40 protein-coding genes are annotated in these 26514 nt (G+C 62.2%); 37 read left to right on the top strand and 3 right to left on the bottom strand.

Features of this window, described 5'->3' with window-relative positions; translation table 11 throughout:
* Positions 1-302 precede the first annotated feature (302 nt).
* From rpsJ to dsbD, 31 genes are all read left to right on the top strand, one after another.
* On the top strand, positions 303-614 hold the full coding sequence (gene rpsJ / locus ACV22V_RS30930; RefSeq protein ID WP_004199280.1) for a 30S ribosomal protein S10: 312 nt from the start codon (positions 303-305) through the stop codon (positions 612-614).
* Between the two features lie 178 nt (positions 615-792).
* Positions 793-1443: a 50S ribosomal protein L3 gene (gene rplC / locus ACV22V_RS30925; protein ID WP_006752926.1), complete on the top strand. Its 651-nt coding sequence runs from the start codon at positions 793-795 to the stop codon at positions 1441-1443.
* The gene (gene rplD, locus ACV22V_RS30920; protein WP_006477192.1) at positions 1443-2063 is read left to right on the top strand and encodes a 50S ribosomal protein L4; all 621 of its coding nucleotides are present in this window, start codon (positions 1443-1445) and stop codon (positions 2061-2063) included. The genes rplC and rplD overlap by 1 nt, the downstream gene beginning before the upstream one ends.
* Positions 2060-2374 carry a 50S ribosomal protein L23 gene (gene rplW, locus ACV22V_RS30915; RefSeq protein WP_004199275.1) on the top strand — a complete coding sequence of 105 codons (315 nt, stop codon included), beginning with the start codon at positions 2060-2062 and terminating at the stop codon, positions 2372-2374. The genes rplD and rplW overlap by 4 nt, the downstream gene beginning before the upstream one ends.
* Before the next feature lie 2 nt (positions 2375-2376).
* The gene (gene rplB / locus ACV22V_RS30910; protein ID WP_006482900.1) at positions 2377-3204 is read left to right on the top strand and encodes a 50S ribosomal protein L2; all 828 of its coding nucleotides are present in this window, start codon (positions 2377-2379) and stop codon (positions 3202-3204) included.
* A gap of 10 nt (positions 3205-3214) precedes the next feature.
* Positions 3215-3490, top strand: a complete 276-nt coding sequence (rpsS, locus tag ACV22V_RS30905) for a 30S ribosomal protein S19 (protein ID WP_004199273.1) — start codon at positions 3215-3217, stop codon at positions 3488-3490.
* Between the two features lie 12 nt (positions 3491-3502).
* A complete protein-coding gene (gene rplV, locus ACV22V_RS30900) occupies positions 3503-3832 on the top strand; it encodes a 50S ribosomal protein L22 (protein ID WP_004199272.1) in 330 nt (109 codons plus the stop codon).
* A gap of 11 nt (positions 3833-3843) precedes the next feature.
* Entirely contained in the window at positions 3844-4644 is an 801-nt protein-coding gene (gene rpsC, locus ACV22V_RS30895; RefSeq protein WP_006482899.1) for a 30S ribosomal protein S3, read from the top strand.
* A 2-nt stretch (positions 4645-4646) separates the two neighbouring features.
* The gene (gene rplP, locus ACV22V_RS30890) at positions 4647-5063 is read left to right on the top strand and encodes a 50S ribosomal protein L16 (protein ID WP_059468475.1); all 417 of its coding nucleotides are present in this window, start codon (positions 4647-4649) and stop codon (positions 5061-5063) included.
* Between the two features lie 9 nt (positions 5064-5072).
* Positions 5073-5267, top strand: a complete 195-nt coding sequence (gene rpmC / locus ACV22V_RS30885) for a 50S ribosomal protein L29 (RefSeq protein WP_006400652.1) — start codon at positions 5073-5075, stop codon at positions 5265-5267.
* The gene (rpsQ, locus tag ACV22V_RS30880) at positions 5264-5536 is read left to right on the top strand and encodes a 30S ribosomal protein S17 (protein WP_006752928.1); all 273 of its coding nucleotides are present in this window, start codon (positions 5264-5266) and stop codon (positions 5534-5536) included. The genes rpmC and rpsQ overlap by 4 nt, the downstream gene beginning before the upstream one ends.
* 309 nt (positions 5537-5845) lie before the next feature.
* Positions 5846-6214 carry a 50S ribosomal protein L14 gene (gene rplN, locus ACV22V_RS30875; RefSeq protein WP_006752929.1) on the top strand — a complete coding sequence of 123 codons (369 nt, stop codon included), beginning with the start codon at positions 5846-5848 and terminating at the stop codon, positions 6212-6214.
* Between the two features lie 9 nt (positions 6215-6223).
* A complete protein-coding gene (gene rplX, locus ACV22V_RS30870; RefSeq protein ID WP_006477187.1) occupies positions 6224-6532 on the top strand; it encodes a 50S ribosomal protein L24 in 309 nt (102 codons plus the stop codon).
* A gap of 16 nt (positions 6533-6548) precedes the next feature.
* Positions 6549-7088, top strand: a complete 540-nt coding sequence (rplE, locus tag ACV22V_RS30865; protein ID WP_006482882.1) for a 50S ribosomal protein L5 — start codon at positions 6549-6551, stop codon at positions 7086-7088.
* A gap of 7 nt (positions 7089-7095) precedes the next feature.
* A complete protein-coding gene (rpsN, locus tag ACV22V_RS30860) occupies positions 7096-7401 on the top strand; it encodes a 30S ribosomal protein S14 (protein WP_006482884.1) in 306 nt (101 codons plus the stop codon).
* Between the two features lie 14 nt (positions 7402-7415).
* Positions 7416-7811 (top strand): 30S ribosomal protein S8, encoded by a 396-nt coding sequence (gene rpsH / locus ACV22V_RS30855; RefSeq protein WP_006477185.1) that lies wholly within the window; start codon positions 7416-7418, stop codon positions 7809-7811.
* Positions 7812-7829: 18 nt separating this feature from the next.
* Positions 7830-8360 (top strand): 50S ribosomal protein L6, encoded by a 531-nt coding sequence (rplF, locus tag ACV22V_RS30850; protein WP_006758786.1) that lies wholly within the window; start codon positions 7830-7832, stop codon positions 8358-8360.
* A 12-nt stretch (positions 8361-8372) separates the two neighbouring features.
* A complete protein-coding gene (gene rplR / locus ACV22V_RS30845) occupies positions 8373-8738 on the top strand; it encodes a 50S ribosomal protein L18 (RefSeq protein WP_006477183.1) in 366 nt (121 codons plus the stop codon).
* Positions 8739-8752: 14 nt separating this feature from the next.
* Positions 8753-9271, top strand: coding sequence for a 30S ribosomal protein S5 (gene rpsE / locus ACV22V_RS30840; RefSeq protein WP_006752931.1), 519 nt, complete (start codon positions 8753-8755; stop codon positions 9269-9271).
* Positions 9272-9286: 15 nt separating this feature from the next.
* On the top strand, positions 9287-9469 hold the full coding sequence (rpmD, locus tag ACV22V_RS30835) for a 50S ribosomal protein L30 (protein ID WP_006400644.1): 183 nt from the start codon (positions 9287-9289) through the stop codon (positions 9467-9469).
* 26 nt (positions 9470-9495) lie between these two features.
* Positions 9496-9930 carry a 50S ribosomal protein L15 gene (rplO, locus tag ACV22V_RS30830; RefSeq protein ID WP_006482880.1) on the top strand — a complete coding sequence of 145 codons (435 nt, stop codon included), beginning with the start codon at positions 9496-9498 and terminating at the stop codon, positions 9928-9930.
* 42 nt (positions 9931-9972) lie between these two features.
* Positions 9973-11322: a preprotein translocase subunit SecY gene (gene secY, locus ACV22V_RS30825; protein ID WP_006400642.1), complete on the top strand. Its 1350-nt coding sequence runs from the start codon at positions 9973-9975 to the stop codon at positions 11320-11322.
* A 9-nt stretch (positions 11323-11331) separates the two neighbouring features.
* Positions 11332-11550, top strand: a complete 219-nt coding sequence (gene infA / locus ACV22V_RS30820) for a translation initiation factor IF-1 (RefSeq protein ID WP_004521905.1) — start codon at positions 11332-11334, stop codon at positions 11548-11550.
* A gap of 20 nt (positions 11551-11570) precedes the next feature.
* Positions 11571-11687, top strand: coding sequence for a 50S ribosomal protein L36 (gene rpmJ, locus ACV22V_RS30815; RefSeq protein ID WP_004199844.1), 117 nt, complete (start codon positions 11571-11573; stop codon positions 11685-11687).
* Between the two features lie 38 nt (positions 11688-11725).
* Positions 11726-12091 carry a 30S ribosomal protein S13 gene (gene rpsM / locus ACV22V_RS30810; protein ID WP_039323572.1) on the top strand — a complete coding sequence of 122 codons (366 nt, stop codon included), beginning with the start codon at positions 11726-11728 and terminating at the stop codon, positions 12089-12091.
* Between the two features lie 28 nt (positions 12092-12119).
* A complete protein-coding gene (gene rpsK, locus ACV22V_RS30805) occupies positions 12120-12521 on the top strand; it encodes a 30S ribosomal protein S11 (RefSeq protein WP_004197937.1) in 402 nt (133 codons plus the stop codon).
* 155 nt (positions 12522-12676) lie between these two features.
* Entirely contained in the window at positions 12677-13300 is a 624-nt protein-coding gene (gene rpsD, locus ACV22V_RS30800; RefSeq protein WP_012362893.1) for a 30S ribosomal protein S4, read from the top strand.
* A 124-nt stretch (positions 13301-13424) separates the two neighbouring features.
* Positions 13425-14402 (top strand): DNA-directed RNA polymerase subunit alpha, encoded by a 978-nt coding sequence (locus tag ACV22V_RS30795; RefSeq protein ID WP_006477176.1) that lies wholly within the window; start codon positions 13425-13427, stop codon positions 14400-14402.
* Positions 14403-14538: 136 nt separating this feature from the next.
* Entirely contained in the window at positions 14539-14934 is a 396-nt protein-coding gene (gene rplQ, locus ACV22V_RS30790; protein WP_006477175.1) for a 50S ribosomal protein L17, read from the top strand.
* A 207-nt stretch (positions 14935-15141) separates the two neighbouring features.
* Positions 15142-15468 (top strand): divalent-cation tolerance protein CutA, encoded by a 327-nt coding sequence (gene cutA / locus ACV22V_RS30785; RefSeq protein ID WP_057924809.1) that lies wholly within the window; start codon positions 15142-15144, stop codon positions 15466-15468.
* Positions 15461-17320 (top strand): protein-disulfide reductase DsbD, encoded by a 1860-nt coding sequence (dsbD, locus tag ACV22V_RS30780; RefSeq protein WP_448016495.1) that lies wholly within the window; start codon positions 15461-15463, stop codon positions 17318-17320. The genes cutA and dsbD overlap by 8 nt, the downstream gene beginning before the upstream one ends.
* 115 nt (positions 17321-17435) lie before the next feature.
* On the opposite strand, the gene hemB is transcribed toward dsbD, so the two are convergent.
* Positions 17436-18434: a porphobilinogen synthase gene (hemB, locus tag ACV22V_RS30775; protein WP_448016494.1), complete on the bottom strand. Its 999-nt coding sequence runs from the start codon at positions 18432-18434 to the stop codon at positions 17436-17438.
* A gap of 253 nt (positions 18435-18687) precedes the next feature.
* Positions 18688-19347 (bottom strand): ribosome biogenesis GTP-binding protein YihA/YsxC, encoded by a 660-nt coding sequence (yihA, locus tag ACV22V_RS30770; protein WP_059505749.1) that lies wholly within the window; start codon positions 19345-19347, stop codon positions 18688-18690.
* 218 nt (positions 19348-19565) lie between these two features.
* Here yihA and ACV22V_RS30765 point away from each other — a divergent pair, with 218 nt between their 5' ends.
* The 5 genes from ACV22V_RS30765 (at position 19566) to msrQ (ending at position 25696) form a co-directional block, all read left to right on the top strand.
* Positions 19566-20219: a c-type cytochrome gene (locus ACV22V_RS30765; RefSeq protein ID WP_448016499.1), complete on the top strand. Its 654-nt coding sequence runs from the start codon at positions 19566-19568 to the stop codon at positions 20217-20219.
* A gap of 201 nt (positions 20220-20420) precedes the next feature.
* Positions 20421-22637, top strand: coding sequence for a cytochrome c biogenesis protein ResB (locus ACV22V_RS30760; RefSeq protein WP_448016493.1), 2217 nt, complete (start codon positions 20421-20423; stop codon positions 22635-22637).
* 4 nt (positions 22638-22641) lie between these two features.
* A complete protein-coding gene (ccsB, locus tag ACV22V_RS30755) occupies positions 22642-23832 on the top strand; it encodes a c-type cytochrome biogenesis protein CcsB (protein ID WP_059692389.1) in 1191 nt (396 codons plus the stop codon).
* Positions 23833-23990: 158 nt separating this feature from the next.
* The gene (msrP, locus tag ACV22V_RS30750; RefSeq protein WP_448016492.1) at positions 23991-24986 is read left to right on the top strand and encodes a protein-methionine-sulfoxide reductase catalytic subunit MsrP; all 996 of its coding nucleotides are present in this window, start codon (positions 23991-23993) and stop codon (positions 24984-24986) included.
* 20 nt (positions 24987-25006) lie between these two features.
* The gene (gene msrQ / locus ACV22V_RS30745) at positions 25007-25696 is read left to right on the top strand and encodes a protein-methionine-sulfoxide reductase heme-binding subunit MsrQ (RefSeq protein WP_448016498.1); all 690 of its coding nucleotides are present in this window, start codon (positions 25007-25009) and stop codon (positions 25694-25696) included.
* A gap of 86 nt (positions 25697-25782) precedes the next feature.
* On the opposite strand, the gene lptM is transcribed toward msrQ, so the two are convergent.
* A complete protein-coding gene (gene lptM, locus ACV22V_RS30740; RefSeq protein WP_059535586.1) occupies positions 25783-26064 on the bottom strand; it encodes an LPS translocon maturation chaperone LptM in 282 nt (93 codons plus the stop codon).
* Between the two features lie 36 nt (positions 26065-26100).
* Here lptM and cyaY point away from each other — a divergent pair, with 36 nt between their 5' ends.
* Positions 26101-26427, top strand: a complete 327-nt coding sequence (gene cyaY, locus ACV22V_RS30735) for an iron donor protein CyaY (protein WP_059692387.1) — start codon at positions 26101-26103, stop codon at positions 26425-26427.
* Positions 26428-26514: the final 87 nt, after the last annotated feature.

Here is a 26514-nt window from a genome sequence, read left to right as displayed (position 1 = left end):
CAAGATCATCGAGTAACATCGACGATCCGCGGATCCCTCCGGGGTCCGCGATTCCACGGTAGGCAGTCGTACCGTCGAAACCGGGTGTCCAGTTTGATCTGGCACCCGGTTTTGTCTTTGTGGCGTGCGCGTTGCCGTCTTGACAAACGCACACCACCATTCCGATTTTTCGTGTAGAATCGCGGGCTTAGCAGTGGAAGTACCGTTCGGAAGCTGGCGCCTCGCTCCCCGCAGGTAACAGGTTTCGCGTTCTTTTAGTGTCCGGCGATGCAACATCGCCTCGCTCTTTTCAAGGAATCGTCATGCAGCAACAGAAAATCCGCATTCGCCTGAAGGCTTTCGACTATCGTCTGATCGATCAATCGGCTGCCGAAATCGTCGATACCGCGAAGCGGACTGGCGCAATCGTCCGTGGCCCGGTGCCGCTGCCGACGCGCATCCAGCGTTTTGACATCCTGCGTTCGCCGCACGTCAACAAGACGTCGCGCGATCAGCTCGAAATCCGTACCCACCAGCGCCTGATGGACATCGTCGATCCGACCGACAAGACGGTTGACGCGCTGATGAAGCTCGACCTGCCGGCTGGCGTCGACGTGGAAATCAAGCTGCAGTAAGGCTTTCGGCGCCATCCGGCGTGCCGGGCGGTGCTAAGTCTTTGTATTGCTTGCGGAAATCGATAAGTCGGGCTATACTGCTTGGCTTTTCGCGTATTCGCGTAAAAAAGTTGGGCCTTGCGTGCCCGGCATTTTGTAAATCAGCCCCGACCAATCGCAGTCGGGAATGGAGAAAATGATGAGCCTTGGACTCGTAGGTCGCAAGGTTGGCATGACCCGTATCTTCACGGCTGAAGGGGATTCGATTCCCGTCACCGTGCTGGACGTGTCGGACAACCGCGTGACGCAGATCAAGACTGTTGAAACCGACGGCTACACGGCCGTGCAGGTTGCATTCGGCTCCCGCCGCGCATCGCGCGTGACGAAGCCGCTGGCAGGTCATCTCGCCAAAGCCGGTGTCGAAGCCGGTGAAATCCTCAAGGAATTCCGCATTGACGCGGCCAAGGCAGCTGAGCTGTCGAATGGCGCCGTGGTCGGTGCTGATCTTTTCGAAGTGGGCCAGAAGGTCGACGTGCAAGGCGTGTCGATCGGTAAGGGCTACGCCGGTACGATCAAGCGTTACAACTTCTCCTCCGGCCGTGCTACCCACGGTAACTCGCGCTCGCACAACGTGCCGGGCTCGATCGGTATGGCGCAGGATCCGGGTCGCGTTTTCCCGGGTAAGCGCATGACGGGTCACCTCGGTGACGTTACGGTGACGGTGCAGAACCTCGAAATCGCTCGTATCGACGCAGAGCGCAAGCTGCTGCTCGTCAAGGGTGCGATTCCGGGCGCGAAGGGCGGCAAGGTTTTCGTGACGCCGGCCGTCAAGACCAAGGGGGCGAAATAATGGAACTCAAGCTCCTGAACGAAAATGGTCAGGAAGGTGCAGTGGTCAACGCGTCGGACGTCGTGTTCGGTCGTGACTACAACGAAGCGCTGATCCACCAGGTCGTCGTCGCGTACCAGGCGAATGCTCGCCAGGGTAACCGCGCACAGAAGGACCGTGAGCAAGTCAAGCACACCACCAAGAAGCCGTGGCGTCAGAAGGGTACGGGCCGCGCTCGTGCCGGTATGTCGTCGAGCCCGCTGTGGCGTGGCGGTGGTCGCATCTTCCCGAACTCGCCGGAAGAGAACTTCTCGCACAAGGTCAACAAGAAGATGCATCGCGCAGGTCTCTGCTCGATCTTCTCGCAGCTGGCCCGTGAAGGCCGTCTGTCGGTCGTCGAGGACATCATCCTCGAAGCGCCGAAGACCAAGCTGCTGGCTGACAAATTCAAGACCATGGGTCTCGACTCCGTGCTGATCATTACGGACACGGTCGACGAGAACCTGTACCTGGCTTCGCGCAACCTGCCGCACGTGGCGATTGTCGAGCCGCGCTACGCTGACCCGCTGTCGCTGATCTACTTCAAGAAAGTGCTGGTCACGAAGGCTGCGGTCGCCCAGATCGAGGAGTTGCTGTCATGAGCGAGATTCGCAAGAACGATCATCGTTTGATGCAGGTCCTGCTCGCACCGGTGATCTCGGAAAAGGCGACGCTGGTTGCCGACAAGAACGAGCAGGTCGTGTTCGAAGTCGCACCGGATGCCACGAAGCAGGAAGTGAAGGCGGCTGTCGAGCTGCTGTTCAAGGTTGAAGTTGATTCGGTCAACGTGCTGGTTCAGAAGGGCAAGCAAAAGCGCTTCGGCCGTTCGATGGGCCGCCGTAAGGACGTGAAGAAGGCGTACGTTTGCCTGAAGCCCGGCCAGGAAATCAACTTTGAAGCGGAGGCCAAGTAATCATGGCAATCGTGAAAGTTAAACCGACTTCGCCGGGTCGCCGCGCGATGGTCAAGGTGGTCAACAAGAATCTGCACCAGGGCAAGCCGTTCGCGGCACTGCTCGACTCGCAGAGCTCGACCGCCGGCCGTAACAACAACGGCCGCATCACCACGCGTCACAAGGGTGGTGGTCACAAGCAGCATTACCGTATCGTCGATTTCCGTCGCACGAAGGACGGCATCCCGGCAAAGGTCGAGCGTCTCGAGTACGACCCGAACCGTAGCGCGAACATCGCGCTGGTGCTCTACGCAGACGGCGAGCGTCGCTACATCATCGCCCCGAAGGGCCTGACCGTCGGCCAACAGCTGATGTCGGGTTCGGAAGCGCCGATCCGTGCAGGCAACACGCTGCCGATCCGCAACATTCCGGTCGGTACGACGATCCACTGCATCGAGATGCTGCCGGGCAAGGGCGCGCAAATGGCGCGTTCGGCTGGCACGTCGGCCATGCTGCTGGCACGTGAAGGCGTCTACGCGCAGGTTCGTCTGCGTTCGGGCGAAATCCGCCGCGTGCACATCGAGTGCCGTGCAACGATCGGTGAAGTCGGCAACGAAGAGCATAGCCTGCGCCAAATCGGCAAGGCAGGCGCGAACCGCTGGCGCGGTATCCGCCCGACGGTGCGTGGCGTTGCGATGAACCCGGTTGATCACCCGCACGGTGGTGGTGAGGGCAAGACGGCTGCAGGTCGCGACCCGGTGAGCCCGTGGGGTACGCCGGCTAAGGGTTACCGCACCCGCAGCAACAAGCGCACGACGACGATGATCGTCCAGCGCCGTCACAAGCGTTAAGGAGTAGGCAATGGCACGTTCTGTAAAAAAAGGTCCGTTCTGCGACGCCCATTTGCTGAAGAAAGTTGAGGCGGCTGCAGCTTCGCGCGACAAAAAGCCGATCAAGACCTGGTCGCGTCGCTCGACGATTCTGCCGGATTTCATCGGCCTGACGATCGCTGTTCACAACGGCCGTCAACACGTTCCGGTGTACATCTCGGAAAACATGGTCGGCCACAAGCTTGGCGAGTTCGCACTGACCCGTACGTTCAAGGGTCACGCGGCCGACAAGAAGGCCAAGAAATAAGGGGCAATCAAGATGGAAGTGAAAGCAATTCATCGCGGTGCCCGCATCTCGGCGCAAAAAACGCGCCTTGTGGCTGACCAGATCCGCGGTTTGCCGGTCGACAAGGCGCTGAACGTTCTGACGTTCTCGCCGAAGAAGGCGGCTGGCATCGTGAAGAAGGTTGTGCTGTCGGCAATCGCGAATGCGGAGCACAACGAAGGCGCAGATATCGACGAGCTCAAGATCAAGAGCATCTACGTCGACAAGGCTGCATCGCTCAAGCGTTTCACCGCGCGCGCCAAGGGCCGCGGTAACCGCATCGAGAAGCAATCCTGTCACATCACTGTGACGGTCGGGAATTAAGGAGCCATACGATGGGACAGAAAATTCATCCGACTGGCTTCCGCCTGGCTGTCAGCCGCAATTGGGCTTCGCGTTGGTACGCGAACAACAACAATTTCGCGGCGATGCTGCAGGAAGACATCGGTGTTCGTGAATACCTGAAGAAGAAGCTGAAGAACGCTTCGGTCGGTCGGGTCGTCATCGAGCGTCCGGCAAAGAACGCGCGCATCACGATTTACAGCTCGCGTCCGGGCGTCGTCATCGGCAAGAAGGGCGAGGATATCGAACAGCTGAAGACGGAACTGCAACGCCGCATGGGCGTGCCGGTTCACGTCAACATCGAAGAAATCCGCAAGCCGGAAACCGATGCGCAACTGATCGCTGACTCGATCACGCAACAGCTCGAGCGCCGGATCATGTTCCGTCGCGCGATGAAGCGTGCGATGCAGAACGCGATGCGTCTGGGTGCCCAAGGCATCAAGATCATGAGCGCAGGCCGTCTGAACGGTATCGAAATCGCTCGTACGGAGTGGTATCGCGAAGGTCGCGTGCCCCTTCACACGCTGCGTGCCGACATCGACTACGCGACCTCGGAAGCGAAGACGACCTACGGCATCATCGGCGTCAAGGTATGGGTGTACAAGGGCGACACGCTCGGCCGCAATGACGCGCCGGTGGTCGAAGAAGTAGCCGAAGACAAGCGTCCGCGTCGCAATGCGCGTCCGGGCGACCGTCGTCCGCGCCGTGACGGCGAAGGCGGCGCTCCGGGTGCTCGTCGTGGCGCACCGCGCCGTGGCGCCGGCAAGCCCGAAGACGGCAAGACGGGAGAATAACGATGCTGCAACCGAAACGCAGGAAGTATCGTAAAGAACAGAAGGGTCGTAACACCGGCAAGGCGACGCGCGGCAACGCAGTGTCGTTCGGTGAATTCGGTCTGAAGGCGATCGGTCGCGGTCGTTTGACCGCACGTCAAATTGAAGCGGCGCGTCGTGCAATGACGCGTCACATCAAGCGTGGCGGCCGCATCTGGATCCGGATCTTCCCGGACAAGCCGATTTCGCAAAAGCCGGCAGAAGTGCGTATGGGTAACGGTAAGGGTAACCCGGAGTACTACGTCGCCGAAATCCAGCCGGGCAAGATGCTCTATGAAATGGACGGCGTAACCGAAGAACTGGCACGCGAAGCGTTCCGTCTGGCCGCAGCGAAGCTGCCGCTGAAGACGACGTTCATCGTGCGCCAGCTCGGCGCCTAAGGAGAAAACATGAAGGCTTCCGAACTTCTCCAGAAAGACCAGGCCGCGCTCAACAAGGAGCTGGCGGACCTGCTGAAGGCGCAATTCGGCCTGCGCATGCAACTCGCGACCCAGCAGCTCACGAACACGAGCCAGCTGAAGAAGGTTCGTCGCGACATCGCACGTGTGCGGACCGTCATGACTCAGAAGGCGAACCAGAAATGAACGATAGCGTGAAAACCTCGCTGAAGCGGACGCTGGTCGGTCGGGTCGTCAGCAACAAGATGGACAAGACCGTCACCGTGCTGATCGAGCACCGCGTCAAGCACCCGATCTACGGCAAGTATGTCGTGCGCTCGAAGAAGTACCACGCGCATGACGAAGCGAACACCTGCAACGAAGGCGATCTCGTCGAAATCCAGGAAACTCGTCCTGTTTCGAAGACGAAGGCCTGGACGGTGTCGCGCCTCGTCGAAGCAGCTCGCGTCATCTAAGCGGGCAGAGCAGTAGGCAGTAACAGGCACTTCGCCAAGAAGTGCTTGAAATCGCAAAGTTTTTGCTTGCGTGACCGGGATTATTTGTTATAATCCCGGTCTTCCCTCTTTATGGGAGCCCCGTCGCGGGCGAAGTTGGTGGGGGAAGCGGACTGGCGCCAGCCTGTCCGAAAGATTCACCGAATTGCGATGGCGGGTTTCGTTTGCCGTCGCTGCTGTTCCAACCCAAGCAGCCGATTGGCTGACGGGACCAAGACTGACCGAATGCATCATGGTGGTGCATCCGGATTAAGTTGGGAAAGACAAACCATGATCCAGACCGAATCTCGGCTCGAAGTAGCCGACAACACGGGTGCGCGTGAAGTCATGTGCATCAAGGTGCTCGGCGGCTCGAAGCGTCGTTATGCCGGCATTGGCGACATCATCAAGGTGACCGTCAAAGAAGCAACGCCGCGCGGGCGCGTGAAGAAAGGCGAAATCTACAACGCCGTGGTGGTCCGCACCGCCAAGGGTGTTCGCCGTCAAGACGGCTCGCTGATCAAGTTCGACGGCAACGCCGCTGTGCTTTTGAATAACAAGCTTGAGCCGATCGGCACCCGTATCTTCGGGCCCGTGACGCGTGAGCTGCGTAGCGAACGATTCATGAAGATCGTTTCGCTGGCGCCGGAAGTGCTGTAAGGAGTCGCGATGAACAAGATTCGCAAAGGTGACGAAGTTATCGTCGTCACTGGCAAGGACAAGGGCAAGCGCGGCGTCGTGCTGGCTGTCGGTGCTGAACATGTGACGGTTGAAGGTATCAACCTCGTCAAGAAGCATGTGAAGCCGAACCCGATGAAGGGTACGACGGGCGGCGTGGAAGCGAAGACGATGCCCCTGCATATTTCGAACGTCGCACTGGTCGACGCGAATGGCAAGGCGTCGCGTGTTGGCATCAAGGTCGAGGAAGGCAAGAAGGTTCGCTTCCTGAAGACGACCGGTGCCGTACTGAGCGCCTGACGCAGCGGAGTAAAAAATGGCTCGTTTTCAAGAGTTTTACAAAGAAAAGGTTGTGCCCGGCCTGATCGAGAAGTTCGGTTACAAGTCGGTCATGGAAGTGCCGCGCATCACCAAGATCACGCTGAACATGGGTCTTGGCGAAGCGATCGCTGACAAGAAGATCATCGAGAACGCCGTTGGCGACCTCACGAAGATCGCTGGTCAGAAGCCGGTCGTCACGAAGGCGCGCAAGGCAATCGCAGGCTTCAAGATCCGCCAGGGCTACCCGATCGGCGCGATGGTGACGCTGCGTGGTCGTGCGATGTACGAATTCCTCGACCGTTTCGTGACCGTTGCCCTGCCCCGCGTGCGTGACTTCCGCGGTGTGTCGGGCCGTGCTTTCGATGGCCGCGGCAACTACAACATCGGTGTGAAAGAGCAGATCATTTTCCCCGAAATCGACTACGACAAGATCGACGCACTGCGTGGGCTGAACATCAGCATCACGACGACTGCGAAGACCGACGACGAAGCAAAGGCACTGCTCGCCAGCTTCAAGTTCCCGTTCAGAAACTGAGGTTACCGTGGCTAAACTGGCACTGATCGAACGTGAAAAGAAGCGCGCCCGCCTGGTCGCGAAGTTCGCAGCAAAGCGCGAAGCGCTGAAGGCGATCGTCGAAGACCAAAGCAAGTCGGAAGAAGAGCGCTACGAAGCACGCCTTGAGCTGCAGCAACTGCCCCGCAACGCAAACCCGACCCGCCAGCGTAACCGCTGCGCGATCACGGGCCGTCCGCGTGGCACGTTCCGTAAATTCGGCCTCGCGCGTAACAAGATTCGTGAAATCGCATTCCGTGGCGAGATTCCTGGCCTGACCAAGGCGAGCTGGTAATAGGAGAAACGTAAATGAGCATGAGTGATCCTATCGCCGATATGCTGACTCGCATCCGCAACGCGCAGATGGTCGAGAAGGTATCGGTCGCGATGCCCTCGTCGAAGGTCAAGGTTGCAATCGCGCAAGTCCTGAAGGACGAAGGTTATATCGACGATTTCGCCGTCAAGGCGGAAGGTGCGAAGTCCGAACTGAATATCGCGCTGAAGTACTACGCAGGTCGCCCGGTCATCGAACGCCTCGAGCGCGTGTCGAAGCCTGGTCTGCGCGTGTACCGCGGCCGTAACGACATTCCGCAGGTCATGAATGGCCTGGGCGTGGCAATCGTGTCGACGCCGAAGGGCGTGATGACCGACCGCAAGGCGCGCGCTACCGGCGTCGGCGGCGAAGTCATCTGCTACGTCGCTTAAAGCCGAGGAGAGAGAAACATGTCTCGAGTAGGTAAGAGCCCGATCGCGCTGCAAGGCGCGGAAGTCAAGCTGGCCGACGGTGCTATCACCGTCAAGGGCCCGCTGGGCACCATCACGCAAGCGATCAATCCGCTCGTGAACGTGGCGAACAACGACGGCACGCTGAATCTGTCGCCGGTCGACGAAAGCCGCGAAGCAAACGCACTGTCGGGCACGATGCGCGCGATCATCGCGAATGCCGTGCACGGCGTGACCAAGGGTTTCGAGCGCAAGCTGACGCTGGTTGGCGTCGGTTATCGTGCGCAAGCGCAAGGCGACAAGCTGAACCTGTCGCTGGGTTTCTCGCACCCGGTGGTGCACCAGATGCCGGAAGGCGTCAAGGCTGAAACCCCGACGCAAACCGAAATCGTGATCAAGGGGATCAACAAGCAACAAGTCGGTCAAGTGGCTGCGGAAGTCCGCGGTTACCGTCCGCCGGAGCCCTACAAGGGCAAGGGCGTGCGCTATTCCGACGAGGTTGTGATCCTCAAAGAAACGAAGAAGAAGTAAGGGTGCGCAATCATGGATAAGACTCAATCTCGCCTGCGCCGCGCTCGCCAGACGCGTATCAAGATCGCTGAGCTGCAGGTCGCGCGTCTCGCCGTGCATCGCACGAACACGCACATCTACGCTCAAGTGTTCTCGCCCTGCGGCACCAAGGTGCTCGCCAGCGCGTCGACGCTCGAAGCAGAAGTGCGCGCCGAACTGGCCGACAAGTCGGGCAAGGGCGGCAACGTTAATGCTGCGACGCTGATCGGCAAGCGTATTGCCGAGAAGGCAAAGGCCGCCGGCATCGAATCCGTCGCCTTCGACCGCTCGGGCTTCCGCTACCATGGCCGCGTCAAGGCGCTGGCTGAGGCAGCTCGCGAAGCTGGGCTCAAGTTCTAAGGAAGGAATTCGTCATGGCAAAGATGCAAGCGAAAGTTCAGGCTGACGAGCGCGACGACGGCCTTCGCGAAAAGATGATTTCGGTCAACCGCGTGACCAAGGTCGTGAAGGGTGGCCGTATTCTCGGCTTCGCCGCACTGACCGTGGTCGGCGACGGTGATGGCCGCATCGGTATGGGCAAGGGCAAGGCGAAGGAAGTGCCGGTCGCTGTCCAGAAGGCAATGGAACAAGCTCGCCGCAACATGTTCAAGGTGCCGCTCAAGAACGGCACGCTGCAGCACGAAGTGCACGGCAAGCATGGCGCATCCGCTGTCCTCCTCGCTCCGGCGAAGGCAGGTACGGGCGTGATCGCCGGTGGCCCGATGCGCGCAGTGTTCGACGTGATGGGCGTTCAGAACGTCGTGGCAAAGAGCCACGGTTCGACGAACCCGTACAACCTCGTTCGCGCCACGCTGGACGGTCTGCGCAAGCAGTCGACCCCGGCAGACATCGCGGCGAAGCGCGGCAAGTCCGTCGAAGATATTTTGGGCTAAGCCCGGGTGGTCACCATGTCTGAAAAAACTGTCAAGGTTCAGCTCGTTAAGAGCCTGATCGGGACCCGCGAATCGCACCGCGCGACCGTGCGTGGCCTGGGCCTGCGCCGACTCAACTCGGTTAGCGAGCTGCAGGACACGCCGGCGGTCCGCGGCATGATCAACAAGGTCTCGTACCTCGTTAAGGTCATCGCGTAAGCGGCCCTACGGATCAAGGAGTTGATATGGAATTGAATAACCTGAAGCCGGCCGCTGGCGCCAAGCACGCCAAGCGTCGCGTCGGCCGCGGCATCGGTTCGGGCCTCGGCAAGACGGCTGGCCGTGGTCACAAGGGTCAGAAATCGCGTTCGGGCGGCTTCCACAAAGTCGGTTTCGAAGGCGGTCAGATGCCGCTGCAACGTCGTCTGCCGAAGCGCGGCTTCACGTCGCTGACGAAGGAATTCGTCGGTGAAGTGCGCCTGGGCGACCTCGAGAAGCTGCCGGTCGATGAAATCGATCTGCTCGCACTGAAGCAAGCCGGCCTGGTCGGCGAGCTGACGAAGAGCGCAAAGATCATCGCGACGGGCGAACTGAAGCGCAAGATCGTCGTGAAGGGTCTCGGTGCCACCAAGGGTGCGCGCGCTGCGATCGAAGCGGCTGGCGGTTCGTTCGCCGAGTGACACGCGTAGCGCGTCGTTACTTGCATTCATCGGAGAAGGTACTTGGCTAACAGCCCGAGTCTTGCAAAACCCGGTCGAAGCACGGCGAAATTCGGCGATCTGCGTCGGCGAGCGATGTTCCTGCTCCTGGCGCTGATCGTCTATCGCATCGGCGCGCACATCCCCGTGCCGGGCATCGATCCGGATCAACTGGCGAAGCTGTTCCAGAGTCAGGCGGGCGGCATCCTGGGCATGTTCAACATGTTCTCGGGTGGCGCGCTTTCCCGCTTCACGATCTTTGCGCTGGGGATCATGCCGTACATCTCGGCGTCGATCATCATGCAGTTGCTGGCGATCGTCTCGCCGCAGCTCGAGGCGCTGAAGAAGGAAGGGCAGGCAGGGCAACGGAAGATCACGCAGTACACGCGGTATTTCACCGTGGTGCTCGCGACCTTCCAGGCGTTCGGTATCGCGGCTGCGCTGGAAAACCAGCCGGGCCTCGTGATCGACCCCGGCATGCTGTTCCGGCTGACGACGGTCGTGACGCTGGTTACCGGCACGATGTTCCTGATGTGGCTGGGTGAGCAGATCACCGAGCGTGGTCTGGGCAACGGCATCTCGATCATCATCTTCGGCGGGATCGCAGCAGGGTTCCCGAATGCCGTCGGTGGGCTGTTCGAGCTGGTGCGCACGGGTTCGATGAGCATCATTTCGGCGATCATCATCGTCGTTCTGATTGCCGCGGTGACTTACCTGGTCGTGTTCATCGAACGCGGTCAGCGCAAGATCCTCGTGAACTACGCGAAGCGCCAGGTCGGCAACAAGATCTACGGTGGCCAGTCGTCGCACTTGCCGCTGAAGCTGAACATGTCGGGCGTGATTCCGCCGATCTTCGCGTCGTCGATCATCCTGTTTCCGGCCACGATTCTCGGCTGGTTCAGCACGGGTCAGCCGTCGGGAAGCTGGATCTCCAACACGTTGCATAACGTCGCGGAGGCGCTGAAGCCGGGTCAGCCGGTCTATGTGCTGCTGTACACGCTGGCAATCGTGTTTTTCTGCTTCTTCTACACCGCACTGGTGTTCAACAGCAGGGAAACCGCGGACAACCTGAAGAAGAGCGGCGCGTTTGTTCCGGGCATTCGTCCGGGCGATCAGACCGCACGATATATCGACCGCATCCTGACGCGTCTGACGCTGGCCGGTGCGATCTACATCGTCTTCGTGTGTCTGCTGCCGGAATTCCTGGTGCTGCGCTGGAACGTGCCGTTTTATTTTGGTGGAACGTCGCTGCTGATCATTGTCGTCGTCACGATGGACTTCATGGCGCAGGTGCAGTCGTACGTTATGTCGCAACAGTATGAGTCGCTGCTCAAGAAGGCAAACTTCAAGGGCGGCAACATCCCAATGCGTTAATTAAGGACTATGGCCAAAGACGATGTAATCCAGATGCAAGGTGAGGTGATCGAAAACCTCCCGAATGCGACCTTCCGTGTGAAGCTGGAAAACGGCCATGTCGTGTTGGGGCATATCTCCGGGAAGATGCGGATGCACTACATCCGCATCCTGCCGGGCGACAAGGTGACGGTTGAATTGACGCCTTACGATCTGTCTCGTGCGCGGATCGTGTTCCGGGCGAAGTGATTTGAAAAAAGGGTATTATCATGAAAGTGATGGCATCGGTTAAGCGCATTTGCCGCAATTGCAAGATCATCAAGCGCAAAGGCGTCGTTCGCGTGATCTGCAGCTCGGATCCGCGCCACAAGCAGCGCCAAGGCTGACCGCGCGTTTGTTTGCGCTTTTTGTTTGAGGAAAAACAATGGCTCGTATCGCAGGGGTTAACATCCCGAATCACCAGCATACCGAGATCGGCCTGACGGCAATCTTCGGTATCGGCCGCACGCGCTCGCGCAGCATCTGCACGGCAGCTGGCGTGGAATTCTCGAAGAAGGTCAAGGACCTGACCGACGCAGACCTCGAAAAGCTGCGTGAAGAAGTGGGCAAGTTCATCGTCGAAGGCGATCTTCGCCGTGAAGTGACGATGAACATCAAGCGCCTGATGGACCTCGGTTGCTACCGTGGTGTTCGTCATCGCAAGGGCCTGCCGATGCGCGGTCAGCGTACGCGTACGAACGCACGTACCCGCAAGGGTCCGCGTCGTGCAGCGCAAGCGCTGAAGAAGTAAGCGGAACTGACAGTTACAGGAAAACGTAATGGCTAAGGCTTCGAACACCGCGGCGCAACGCGTTCGCAAGAAGGTTAAGAAGAACGTCGCTGAAGGCGTGGTTCACGTTCACGCGTCGTTCAACAACACGATCATCACGATCACCGATCGCCAGGGCAATGCACTGGCATGGGCGACGTCGGGCGGCCAGGGCTTCAAGGGCTCGCGCAAGTCGACGCCGTTCGCTGCTCAGGTTGCTGCTGAGTCGGCCGGTCGCGTGGCGATGGAATACGGCGTGAAGAATCTGGAAGTGCGGATCAAGGGCCCGGGCCCGGGTCGTGAGTCGGCAGTGCGCGCACTGCATGGCCTCGGCATCAAGATCACCGCGATTTCGGACGTCACCCCGATTCCGCACAACGGCTGCCGTCCGCCGAAGCGCCGTCGTATCTAAGAATGTGCTGGCACGTTCGTGCTGGCACATTTGCCTGTCGCCGCGTAGCGTCGACGGGCGTTGCTTTTTTGATTGACTAAGCCCACCGTTCGCCCCAAAGGGCGCGAACTAGCGCGGATTTCGATCCGCGTGACTGATTGATAAAGGAATGCAAAGTGGCACGTTATATCGGCCCTAAGGCCAAGCTGTCCCGCCGTGAAGGCACCGACCTGTTCCTGAAGAGCGCGCGCCGCTCGCTCGCCGACAAGTGCAAGCTCGACAGCAAGCCGGGTCAGCACGGCCGTACCTCGGGCGCACGTACGTCCGACTATGGTACGCAGCTGCGCGAAAAGCAAAAGGTCAAGCGCATCTACGGCGTCCTGGAGCGTCAGTTCCGCCGCTACTTCGCTGAAGCCGACCGTCGCAAGGGCAACACGGGTGAAAACCTGCTGCAACTGCTCGAGTCGCGTCTCGACAACGTCGTGTATCGCATGGGCTTCGGCTCGACCCGCGCTGAAGCGCGTCAGCTGGTGAGCCACAAGTCGATCACCGTGAACGGCGTCGTCGCGAACGTGCCGTCGCAGCAAGTGAAGGCGGGTGACGTCGTCGCGATCCGCGAAAAGGCAAAGAAGCAGGCGCGTATCGTCGAAGCGCTGTCGCTGGCCGAGCAAGGCGGCATGCCGAGCTGGGTTGCAGTCGATGCGAAGAAGTTCGAAGGCACGTTCAAGCAAATGCCGGAACGCGCTGACATCGCAGGCGACATCAACGAAAGCCTGATCGTCGAATTGTATTCGCGTTAATCCGATTGACGGCCGAGGTACCCCGATTGCGTTACGCAAGGAGGGGCCTCGGCTGTTTATTTTCTGGTTGTTACCGGTCAGCCTTATCGGTGTAACGAGCCGAGGGTATTGAAAAGGAAAGCCCATGCAAACCAGTTTGCTGAAACCCAAGATCATCGCCGTGGAATCGCTGGGCGAGAACCACGCGAGGGTGGTCATGGAACCGTTCGAACGCGGTTACGGCCACACCTTGGGCAATGCGCTTCGCCGCGTGCTGCTGTCGTCGATGGTTGGCTACGCGCCGACCGAAGTCACGATCGCCGGCGTGGTGCACGAGTATTCGACGCTTGATGGCGTGCAAGAGGACGTCGTCAACCTGCTGCTGAACCTGAAGGGTGTGGTGTTCAAGCTGCACAACCGTGACGAAGTGACGGTGACCCTGCGCAAGGAAGGCGAAGGCGTCGTCACGGCCGGCGATATCGAGCTGGCTCACGATTGCGAAGTCATCAACCCGAATCACGTGATCGCACACCTGTCGAAGGGCGGCAAGCTCGACGTTCAGATCAAGATCGAAAAGGGTCGCGGCTACGTGCCCGGCAACGTCCGTCGCTATGGCGAAGACACGGCCAAGATCATCGGCCGCATCGTTCTCGACGCGTCGTTCTCGCCGGTTCGCCGCGTGAGCTACGCAGTCGAAAGCGCACGTGTCGAGCAGCGTACCGACCTCGACAAGCTCGTGATGAACATCGAGACGAGCGGCGTGATCACCCCGGAAGAGGCGATCCGTCAATCGGCCCGCATCCTGGTCGACCAGCTGTCCGTGTTCGCGGCACTGGAAGGCACGGAAACGGCTGCAGAGGCACCGTCGCGCGCACCGCAGATCGATCCGATCCTGCTGCGTCCGGTGGATGATCTCGAGCTGACGGTTCGTTCGGCGAACTGCCTGAAGGCCGAGAACATCTACTACATCGGCGACCTGATCCAGCGCACGGAAAACGAGCTGCTGAAGACGCCGAACCTCGGTCGCAAGTCGCTCAACGAGATCAAGGAAGTGCTCGCTTCGCGCGGTCTCACGCTGGGCATGAAGCTCGAAAACTGGCCGCCGGCTGGTCTCGACAAGTAAGCCCGGTTGTTGCTGTAGTTGGCAAAGATGCGGATTTTCCTTTAAAATCCGCATCTTGCTTTTTTCGTTACCGGCCCGTGCACCCCAGCGGTGCGATAGAAGAGCTGGATCAAAACTTTGAATCAAGGAAACTGAAATGCGCCATCGTCATGGTCTGCGGAAACTGAACCGCACGAGCAGCCACCGTCTGGCTATGCTCCGTAACATGTCCAACTCGCTGATCGAGCACGAAGTCATCAAGACGACGCTACCGAAGGCGAAGGAACTCCGTAAAGTCGTCGAGCCGCTGATCACGCTCGGCAAGAAGCCGTCGCTGGCAAACCGTCGCTTGGCATTCAACCGCCTGCGCGATCGTGACTCGGTGGCGAAGCTGTTCGACGTGCTCGGTCCGCGTTTCGCGAACCGTCCGGGCGGCTACCTGCGCGTGCTGAAGTTCGGCTTCCGCGTCGGCGACAACGCACCGATGGCACTGGTCGAGCTGCTCGATCGTCCGGAAGTCGACGAAACGGAAAACGTGCAAGAAGCCGAGTAAGCTTCCAGTACGCAGCAGTATCTGAAAAGGGCCGGGCAAATGCTTGGCCCTTTTTGTTTTTGTGGCGCCGCGGGCTGCGATCGATTGTCGCAGCCCGCGGCCGGCAGCGTCGCGCAGGCTGCGCTACGATACGGAACTGTCGGCGCGGGCCTTCGATGGGCCGATCGTGGCGGCGGAAGCCGGTAAAAACCAGCCAGGAGGGCGCGTATGGTGGTGGTGTTGATGCTGACGACGGTGCCGGACGCGGCGACGGCCGCAGCGCTCGCCGACGGCGCGCTCGATGCGCGGCTTGCCGCGTGCGTATCGGAGCTCGGTGCGATCAAGTCGCGCTATCACTGGCAGGGCAAGGTCGAGACGGCCGACGAGATCCAGTTGCTGTTCAAGACGAGCCCCGTGCGCTCGCTCGAACTGGAGCGATTTATTCTCGCGCATCATCCGTACGAGACGCCGGAAATCGTCTCGTGGCAGGCGACGGCTTCGGCCGCATACGGCCAATGGGTGACCAGCGAAACTCAACGTCTATTTCATGTTTAACGGTATGGCGCTTTCCGTGCGCGTGCGCGCGCTGCGGGTCCTCGCAGTCCTGTTGTCGTTCATGTTCATGCTGGGCGGCCTGTCGGTCGCGCGCGCGGCCGACGATTTTCTCGATCCGTCGGTCGCATTCAAATTCAGCGCGAGCGAAGCGCCGGGGCAGGTGGACGTCCGCTTCAAGGTCGCCAATGGCTATTACCTGTACCGAGAGCGGTTCGCTTTCGCGGTGAAGGGCGGGCAGGCGACGCTCGGCGATCCACTGTTCCCGGCCGGTCATGTGAAGTTCGACCAGACGTTCCAGAAGGAAGTCGAGACGTATCGCGACGAGGTCGTGATTCATGTGCCGGTCAAGCAGGCGGCGGGGCCGTTCGAGCTCGCGGTGACGTCGCAGGGGTGTGCCGACGAAGGGATCTGCTATCCGCCCGCGGAGCACGTCGTGAAGGTCGACGGCGCGGCGCTGGGCGCGGCCGCGCCGGCCGACGGCGCACCGGCCTCGGGCAACTGGTTCGACAAGGTCACGAGCGCGGATTTCGCGCAGTCGCTGCTCGAGGGGCACGGCTTCTTCACGATCGTCGCGCTGTATTTCGTCGCGGGCGTCGTGCTGAGTCTCCTGCCCTGTTCGTATCCGATGATTCCGATCGTGTCGGCGATCATCATCGGCCAGGGCACGCGGGCGACGCATGCGCGCGGCTTTGCGCTGTCGCTGACGTACGTGGTCGGCATGGCGCTCGTCTATACGGTGCTGGGCATCGCGGCGGCGCTGGTCGGCCAGAGCCTTGGCGCGTGGTTGCAGAACCCGTGGGTGCTCGGCGCGTTCGGCGTGCTGCTCACGGCATTCGCGGTATCGCTGATTTCCGGCAAGGACATCGCGTTGCCCGAGCGCTGGCAGAACGGCGCGGCCGAAGCGTCGCGCGCGCGGCAGGGCGGCCACTTCGTCGCCGTCGCCGCGATGGGTGCGTTGTCGGCGCTGGTCGTCGGCGCGTGCATGACGGCGCCGCTGTTCGCGGTGCTCGCGTTCATTGCGCACACCGGCAATGCATGGCTCGGCGGTGCCGCGCTGTTCGCGATGGGGCTGGGGCTCGGCGTGCCGCTGCTCGTCGTCGGCGTCGGTGCCGGCACGGTGCTGCCGCGCGCGGGCGCATGGATGGATGGCGTGAAGGTGTTCTTCGGCATCGTGCTGCTCGCCGCCGCGCTGTGGATCGTGTGGCCGGTGCTCGCGGGCGGGCTGAAGATGGTGCTCGCCGCGCTGTGGCTGCTCGTTGCGGCGGCGGCGCTCGGCCTGTTCACGCCGCATGCCGGCGCCGCGTCGATCTGGCGCCGTCTCGGTCGCGGCCTCGGTGCGGCGCTCGCGATCTGGGCCGCGACGCTGCTCGTCGGGCTCGCGGCGGGCTCCAACGACCCCGTGAAGCCGCTGGCCGTACTCGCGGCGCGCACGGTTGCGTCGGGCGATGCGTCGGGCGATGCGTCGGCAGCCGGCGCGGCGGCCGGGCAGGCGGGCCCCGCGTTCGCGTCGGTGCGCTCCAGCGGTGAGCTCGACGCGCTGCTCAAGACGTCGGGCCGACCCGTGATGCTCGACTTCTACGCCGACTGGTGCGTGAGCTGCAAGGAAATGGAGCATCTGACGTTCACCGATTCGCGCGTGCAGGCGCGGCTCGCGCAGCTTCACCTGGTGCGCGCGGACGTCACAGCGAACAATCCGGCCGACCAGGCGCTCCTCAAGCGCTTCAACCTGTTCGGGCCGCCGGGCATCATCTTCTTCGATCGCAACGGCAATGAGATCGGCCGCGTGGTCGGCTATCAGGCGGCCGAGACGTTCCTGCGCAGCCTCGATCGCGCGGCGGTGCCGACGGTGTAAGGCGCGCGCCTCCGCGCATATGGGCGCCTGCTACGCCGACCGGACGACAAATACAAAACGGCGGGACACCGATGAAGTGTCCCGCCGTTTTTCTTGATACGCGCCGTCGTGCGGCTCAGCGCTGCGCTTTCAGCAGACGGGCAGCGTCGAGCGCGAAGTACGTGAGGACACCGTCGGCGCCTGCGCGCTTGAATGCGAGCAGCGATTCGAGCACGACCTTGTCGTGGTCGAGCCAGCCGTTCATCGCGGCGGCCTTCAGCATCGCGTATTCGCCGCTCACCTGGTACACGTAGGTCGGGAAGCGGAACTCGTCCTTCACGCGGCGCACGATGTCGAGATACGGCATGCCGGGCTTGACCATCACCATGTCGGCGCCTTCGTCGATGTCGAGGCGCACTTCGCGCAGCGCTTCGTCGCTGTTCGCCGGATCCATCTGGTAGGTCATCTTGTTGCCCTTGCCCAGATTGGACGCCGAGCCGACCGCATCGCGGAACGGGCCGTAGAACGCCGACGCGAACTTGGCCGAATAGGCCATGATGCGCGTATGGATATGGCCGTCGTTTTCCAGCATCTCGCGGACTGCGCCGATGCGCCCGTCCATCATGTCCGACGGCGCGACTATGTCGACGCCGGCTTCCGCCTGCGCGCGCGCCTGGTCGACCAGGATCTCGATCGTGTCGTCGTTGACCACGTAGCCGTTTTCGTCGAGCACGCCGTCCTGGCCGTGGCTCGTGTACGGATCGAGCGCGACGTCGGTCAGCACGCCGAGCTCGGGGAAATGCTTCTTCAGCTCGCGCACCGCGCGCGGGATCAGGCCTTCCGGATTGGCCGCTTCGCGGCCGTCAGGCGTTTTCAGCGACGGCTCGATGGCCGGGAACAGCGACAGCACGGGCACGCCGAGTTCGACGCACTGCTCGGCGACATGCATCAGCAGATCGACCGACACGCGCTCGACGCCGGGCATCGACGGGACGGCCTGGCGTTCGTTGGTGCCGTCGACGACGAACACCGGGTAGATCAGGTCGTCGGTGGTCAGGCGGTTTTCGCGCATCAGGCGCCGGGAGAAGTCGTCGCGGCGCATCCGGCGCGGACGATGAAGCGGATGGAAGCTCATGGCGATTTGGTAGAAATCAGGGCAAGAAGGACCTTACGGAACCCTTAGGTCATTTTCGAGATCGTTGGTATATGATAGCGATCGAGCGGCACGCGTCGCGTGCAGCTCCCCGCTTCTCCTCCCTGAGCGGGTGCCTGTCGTTTTTCGATTAGGCTGTTTGACCCGCCGTTCAACGGCGGGTTTTTTTATGAGCCGGCCGAATTCGCAGGTGCCGTCAGGTGCGCACGGCCGATCCCGGCCGCGCGTTGCCCGCTTATTGTGCTACAGGCTCGCCTTTTTCGTCGGCGGCGGACGGCCGCACCCAGCTCTCGATCAGCTCGTGTGCCTCGTCGAGCCCCGTGCGCTTCAGCGCCGAGAACAGTTGGACGGTCAGCTTGCCTTTCACGCCCTGGTCGCGATACGCGTCGAGTCCCTTCTGCGTGTTACGCAGCGCGTTGATGCTTTCCTGGCGCGTCAATTTGTCGCACTTCGTCAGGAGCGTGTGGATCGGCTTGCCGGTCGGCGCGAACCACTCGATCATCCGGCGATCGAGGTCGGTCAGCGGGCGGCGCGAATCCATCATCAGGATCAGGCCGCACAGCTGCGAACGCGTCGCGAGATAGGACGACAGCAGCATTTCCCAGTGGGCCTTCGCGGCCCCCGGCACTTCCGCGTAACCGTAGCCGGGCAGGTCGACGAGGTTCGCGACGGGCTCGGCGGCCGGGCCGACGGAGAAGTAGTTGATGTGCTGCGTGCGGCCGGGCGTCTTCGACGCGAACGCGAGCCGCTTCTGATTGCACAGCACGTTGATCGCCGTCGATTTGCCGGCATTCGAGCGGCCCGCGAACGCGATTTCCGGTTGCACCGTCGGCGGCAGGTCGCGCAGATGGTTGACGGTCGTGTAGAAGCGGGCTTGATGGAGCAAAAAGGCCATGGGGGAAACCGGAGGGACGGGGCGGCGCGAGCCGCTTGGTGGAGGCGGGGTAGCCCCGATAGGCGCGGGAGCTTTCAGCGCGATATTGTACAATACGCCGGTTTTGCCGAAGGGCTGCGGGCGCCTGCCTCGCGCTTTTATGCAGCTTCTGCGGTAGACTGGTCGACGTCGTTTTTTGCAGAACCTCAAATTCCCACAAGACGAAACAGGGTGTGCGAATGAATCGACTGTGCAAGTCTCTGATGGTGCTTCAGGTTGCAGCAGGGTTCGTAGGTTTCGTAGCGGAGGCAAACGCGGCGGATGCGGCAAAGCCGGATCTGGACCGCGGCAAGGCGATTGCCGGGCAAGTCTGCGCGTCGTGTCACGGCGCCGACGGCAACAGCGCATCGGGCAGTTTCCCGAAGCTCGCCGGCCAGCATCCCGAATATCTGGTCAAGCAGTTGAACGACTTCAAGGCCCAGCCGGGCGCGAAGGGGCCGGCGCGGACCAATCCGGTGATGGTCGGGTTTGCGAGCGCGTTGAGCGCGGACGACATGCGCAACGTCGCCGCGTATTACGGATCGCAGTCCACGAAGCTCGGCACTGCACGCGATGCGGCGACCGTGCCGATCGGCCAGAAGATCTATCGCGGCGGCATCGCGGACAAGGGCGTGCCCGCCTGCGCGAGCTGCCACGGGCCGACGGGGCAGGGGATTCCGGTCCAGTACCCGCGTTTGTCGGGGCAGTGGGCCGATTACACGGTGGCCCAGTTGACCGCGTTCCAGCAGGGTGTCGGCGCGCGCAACAACAACGAGGCGATGCATCAGATCGCATCGCGTCTGTCGGACAACGAGATCAAGGCCGTCGCGGATTACATCGCGGGCCTGCGTTGAACGGACGGTCGCGAATGGAATGACCGGACGCCCGAAGGGCGGCCGGAGTCAGAACAAGAAAAGGGTGGGGCGCCGCACCGTTGCGGTTGCCTCGCCCTTTTTTGTCGGCACTCGCCGGGCCGTCCCAAGAGTGCTGACCGCCCCCTCGGGGGCAGCGAACATAGTGAGCGTGGGGGCTGTTTCCCCTTAGTCGGAGTTTGAATGAGCGTTACCACGTCGGGGTTGCAGTCGAAGTCGGGTCAAAGTGCGTCCAGGCGCGCGGTCGAGTTGCTGAGCTCGATGCGCTTCGCGATCGCACTGTTGGTGGTGCTGTCGATCGCGAGCATCGTCGGGACGGTCCTGACCCAGGATGACCCGTATCCGAACTACGTGAACCAGTTCGGGCCATTCTGGGCGGACATCTTCCGCTCGCTGGGCCTGTACAACGTGTACAGCGCGTGGTGGTTCATGCTGATCCTGATCTTCCTCGTCGTGTCGATCTCGCTGTGCGTGATCCGCAACGCGCCGAAGATGCTTGCCGACGCGAAGAGCTGGAAGGACAAGGTGCGCGAAGGCAGCCTGCGCGCCTTCCACCACAAGGCCGAATACTCGGCGTCCGGCACGCGCGCGACCGTCGCGGCCTCGCTTGCCACGTTCGTCACCAAGGCCGGCTACAAGCACGTCGTGCGTGAAACCGACGGTGCAACGCTGATCTCCGCGAAACGCGGTGCGCTGACGAAGTGGGGCTATATCTCCGCGCACCTTGCGATCGTCGTGATCTGTATCGGCGGCCTGCTGGACAGCAACCTGCCGATCAAATTCCAGATGTGGATGTTCGGCAAGAGCCCGGTCAACACGAGCGCGACGATCAGCGAAATCTCGCCCGACCATCGGTTGTCGGCGTCGAACCCGACGTTCCGCGGCTACGCGTGGGTGCCGGAAGGCCAGTTCGTGTCGACCGCGATCCTGAACCAGCCGAGCGGTTCGCTGATCCAGGACCTGCCGTTCTCGATCCAGCTCAACAAGTTCATCGTCGACTACTACACGACGGGCATGCCGAAGCTGTTCGCGAGCGACATCGTCGTGATCGATCGCGAGACGGGCCAGAAGATCCCGGCGCGCGTCGAGGTCAACAAGCCGTTCACGTACAAGGGCGTGTCCATTTACCAGTCGAGCTTCCAGGACGGCGGCTCGCAGATGGAGATGACGGCCTACCCGATGACGGGCGGAAACGCGAAGACCTTCGCGGTGAAGGGCACGATCGGCAGCACGGCGCCGCTGCAGATGGCGGGCAGCGATGGCGACACGATCGAATTCTCCGACTTCCGCGCGATCAACGTCGAGAACATGGCGGACGCGAACGGCAAGCCGGACGTGCGCGGCGTCGCGAAGACGGAGTCGCTCAAGGAAGCGTTCGACGAGCGGCTCGGTTCGGGCGCGAAGACGTCGAAGCCGATGCAGCTCCACAACATCGGCCCGTCGGTACAGTACAAGATTCGCGGCAAGGACGGCCAGGCGCGCGAATTCAACAACTACATGCTGCCCGTCGACATGGGCGGCACGCGCGTGTTCCTCGCCGGCGTGCGCGCGAGCCCGAACGATCCGTTCCGCTACATGCGGATTCCGGCCGACAGCCAGGATTCGATCGGCGAATGGATGCGCCTGCGCGCCGCGCTCGAGGATCCGGCCGTGCGTGCCGACGCCGCCGCACGTTTCGCGCAGCGTTCGCTGCCGACGACCGAAGCGTCGCTGCGCGGCCGCCTGCAGGACAGCGCGTTCAAGGTGCTGACCCTTTTTGCGGCGAGCGACGACAGCGTCGGCCGTGGCGCCGACGGCCAGCCGATCGGTGGCTTCCAGGCGGTGGCGACGTTCATCGACCGCTCGGTGCCGAAGGCCGAGCAGGAAAAGGCGGCCAGCCTGCTGCTGCGCATGCTCGAGGGGTCGATGTGGGAGGTCTGGCAGATCGCACGCGAGCGTGCCGGCGAACCGGCCGCCCAGCAGGGCGCCGATACGATCCGCTTCGTGCAGAACGCGATCAATGCGCTATCCGACAGCTTCTTGTACGGATCGCCGGTCTATTTGCAGCTCGACTCCTTCAAGCAGGTGCAAGCTTCGGTATTTCAGCTGACGCGCGCACCCGGCAAGAATCTGGTGTATCTTGGCAGCCTGCTGTTGGTCGCCGGCATCTTCTCGATGTTCTACGTGCGCGAGCGGCGACTCTGGTTCTGGCTCAAGGACGCCGGTTCGGGCGTCGATGTGGTGATGGCGATGTCCACGGCCCGCAAGACCTTCGATTTCGAGAAAGAATTCGTGCAGACGCGCGACGCGGCCGGCGCCGCCTTGCGCGCCACGCCGCGCGACGCCGCACCCGCCGGTGCGGCAGCGACTGCCCGTCCGCCCGCCGGCGACGGTTCCGATTCCGAGAATTCCACCCGGTAACATCATGGATCTCACTCAAGTTTCCTCTTCCCGTTCGGGGCCGGTCCAGGCCCCGAATCCGGCGCCGTTGTTCGACGACCGTCCGTTCCTCGCGCGCCTGTCGATCATCGACTGGCTGTTCGCCCTGGCACTCGTCGTCGGTGCGGGCTATGCGTTCGTGCATTACAACGAACACATGAATTACTACGACAAGGCGGTGATGATCGGCACGGTGCCGGCGCTTGTCGTGCTCGGCTGGCGCTGGAAGCCTGCGCGGCTGATGATGGCGTCGATCGCGGTGCTGTCGCTGCTGTCGATCCAGATCTACCAGGGCGATCTCGCGCGCGCCGATTCGGCGTTCTTCCTCAAGTACTTCCTGTCGAGCCAGTCCGCGATCCTGTGGATGAGCGCGCTGTTCGTGCTCGCGACGATCTTCTACTGGATCGGCCTGCTCGCGCGCTCCGAATCGGGCTCCGCGATCGGCCAGAAACTGACGTGGGTCGCGGTGCTGATGGGTTTCACCGGCCTGATGGTGCGCTGGTACGAGTCCTACCTGATCGGTGCCGACGTCGGGCATATCCCGGTGTCGAATCTGTATGAAGTCTTCGTGTTGTTCAGCCTGATCACCGCGCTGCTTTATCTGTATTACGAAGGCCACTACGGCACGCGCTCGCTCGGCGCGTTCGTGCTGCTGGTCATCAGCGCGGCCGTCGGCTTCCTGATGTGGTACTCGGTCGCGCGCGATGCGCAGCAGATCCAGCCGCTCGTGCCGGCGCTGCAGAGCTGGTGGATGAAGATTCACGTGCCGGCGAACTTCATCGGCTACGGCAGCTTCGCGCTGTCGGCGATGGTGTCGGTCGCGTACCTGATGAAGGAGCGCGGCGTGCTCGCCGATCGCCTGCCGACGCTCGAGGTGCTCGACGACGTGATGTACAAGTCGATCGCGGTCGGCTTCGCGTTCTTCACGATCGCGACGATCCTCGGCGCGCTGTGGGCCGCTGAAGCATGGGGCGGTTACTGGAGCTGGGACCCGAAGGAAACCTGGGCGCTGATCGTGTGGCTCAACTACGCGGCCTGGCTGCACATGCGCCTGATGAAGGGCCTGCGTGGCGCGGTCGCCGCCTGGTGGGCGCTCACGGGCCTGCTCGTGACGACGTTCGCGTTCCTCGGCGTCAACATGTTCCTGTCCGGGCTGCATAGCTACGGCAAGCTGTAAGATTTCCGACGTTGGTCCGACAAAAGACCGCCGGCGCACTGCGTGCCCGGCGGTTTTCTTTTGTAACGGGCGGGCGGTCCGGGCGTCGAACGGCGCAGCACGGGTCGGGTCGAACGCTCATGAAGCGTGCGCGCCGCGCATGCAGGAGGAGCAGCACGATGTGGATCAAACACTCTTTGCGCACCGTACTGACCGGCGGTGATATCGCGCAGAGCCAGATTACGCCGCGCGCGGTATTCGAGAACCGGCGGCGCGTATTGCAGGCCGCCGGCCTGGCGGCGGCGGGCGGATTGCTCGGCGACAGCGGCGCGGCGTTCGCGGCCTATGCGTCGCCGGACGCGCGGGCCGCGAAGCTCGCGGCGAAAACCAACCCGAGGTTCGTCGCGGCCGACAAGGTGACGCCGTTCAAGGACATCACGTCCTACAACAACTTCTACGAATTCGGCACCGACAAGAGCGACCCGGCCCAGAATGCGGGCACGCTGCGGCCGCGTCCGTGGCGCGTGAGCGTCGAGGGCGAGGTGCTGCACCCGAAGGTGTTCGATCTCGACGAACTGCTGAAGCTCGCGCCGCTCGAGGAGCGCGTGTACCGGCTGCGTTGCGTCGAAGGATGGTCGATGGTGATTCCGTGGATCGGCGTGCCGCTGTCCGAACTGATCAAACGCGTGCAGCCGACCGGCAACGCGAAATACGTGCAGTTCATCACGCTGGCCGATCCGTCGCAGATGCCTGGGCTGTCGGCGCCGGTGCTCGATTGGCCGTATTCGGAAGGGCTGCGGATGGACGAGGCGATGAATCCGCTGACGCTGCTGACGATGGGCGTGTACGGCCAGGTGCTGCCGAACCAGAACGGCGCGCCGGTGCGGATCGTCGTGCCGTGGAAGTACGGCTTCAAGAGCGCGAAGTCGCTGGTGAAGATCCGCTTCGTCGACAAGCAGCCGAAGACGAGCTGGAACACGTATGCGTCGAACGAATACGGCTTCTATTCGAACGTGAACCCGAACGTCGATCACCCGCGCTGGAGCCAGGCGACCGAGCGCCGGATCGGCGAGGACGGCTTCTTCACGCCGAAGCGCAAGACGCTGATGTTCAACGGCTATGGCGATCTCGTGGCGTCGATGTATCAGGGCATGGACCTGAAAAAGAACTTCTGAGCTTGCCGGTGAGAAACGACATTCCTTCCTCCACGCTGACACCCGCGCGCGCGTCCGGCATGCGCACGGCTGCCGCCGGTGGTGCCGGGGCCGGGGCGGCGCGTACCGCCTCGCCGCGCTGGCTTGCCCCCGCCAAGGTGCTGGTGTTCGCGGCGGGTCTCTATCCGCTCGCGCGTCTCGTGCTGTTCGGGCTGACCGACCGGCTCGGCGCGAACCCGATCGAGTTCATCACGCGTTCGACGGGCCTCTGGACGCTGGTGATCCTCTGCATCACGCTCGCCGTCACGCCGCTTCGGCGCGTGACGGGCGTTCCCGCGTTGCTGCGCTTTCGCCGGATGATCGGCCTGTTCGCGTTCTTTTACGCGACGCTGCATTTCACGACGTATCTGTGGTTCGACAAGTGGTTCGACGTGCTCGCGATCCTGAAGGACGTCGGGAAGCGTCCGTTCATCACGGTCGGCTTCGCCGCGTTCGTGTTGCTGATTCCGCTGGCCGCGACGTCGCCGCGCGCGATGGTGCGCCGGCTCGGCCGTCACTGGGCGACGCTGCATCGCGCAATCTATGCGATTGCGCTGTTCGGCGTGCTGCATTTCTGGTGGATGAGGGCAGGCAAGCACAATCTCGCGCAGCCGAAGCTCTACGCGACGATCGTCGCGGTGCTGCTCGGCTGGCGGCTGCTTGAATGGGGCTGGCGGCGCATCCGTGCTTGACGATGCGGGCTTGAAAAAAACAAAAGGCGATGACGGGAAGTCATCGCCTTTGTTGCGAACGAAACCGCGCGGGCCGCGGGGTGCGATTATTGCGCGACAACCGGGCCGGATGCGGGCGTCGCGGCTCTCGACGCATCGCTCGACAGCTCCGGCGACAGCGTGAGCGGCGTGCCGGAAGAATCGGGAATGCTTTCGGTCGACGCGTTTTCATCGGTCGGCGTGACGTCCGACGGCGGCGTGTCCTGTTGCTGGATGGGCTTCGCCGGCAACGGCGGCACGGTGGGCAGATAGAGCGGGCCGCGTTGACCGCAGCCGGCAAGTATCGCCAAAGCCGCTACAATCGCGCTCATCCGGAAAACGACTCGCATGATCGTCCCTGAACAATTTAACCGATAGAGTTTAGCATGTCCGATACTGAATACCTGGCCCGTGCCGAGGCCGTGCTGGCGGCCGTCGAGCGTACCGTGGACGCCGCGAACGACGGCGACCACGACATCGATCTGGAGCGCAACGGCAGCGTGCTGACGCTGACGTTCGAGAACGGCTCGAAGATCATCATCAATCTCCAGCCGCCGATGAAGGAACTGTGGATCGCCGCGAAGGCGGGCGGATTCCATTACCGTTTCGTCGACGGCGAATGGCGCGATACGCGCACCGGGTCCGAGTTCTTCGCGGCGCTCACCGACTACGCGACGCAGCAGGCCGGCCAGCCGATCACGTTCGGCGCGTAACGTCCGGCGCTCGCCCGGCCGGGCGCCCGATACGCCGGATCGAAGCACAAGAAAAAAGCGCCCTCCGGGGCGCTTTTTTCATGCTCG

The organism is Burkholderia sp. AW33-5, from assembly GCF_053427615.1.
The sequence above is the reverse complement of the archived record's forward strand: the minus strand, read 5'-3'. Positions and strand labels throughout refer to the sequence as shown.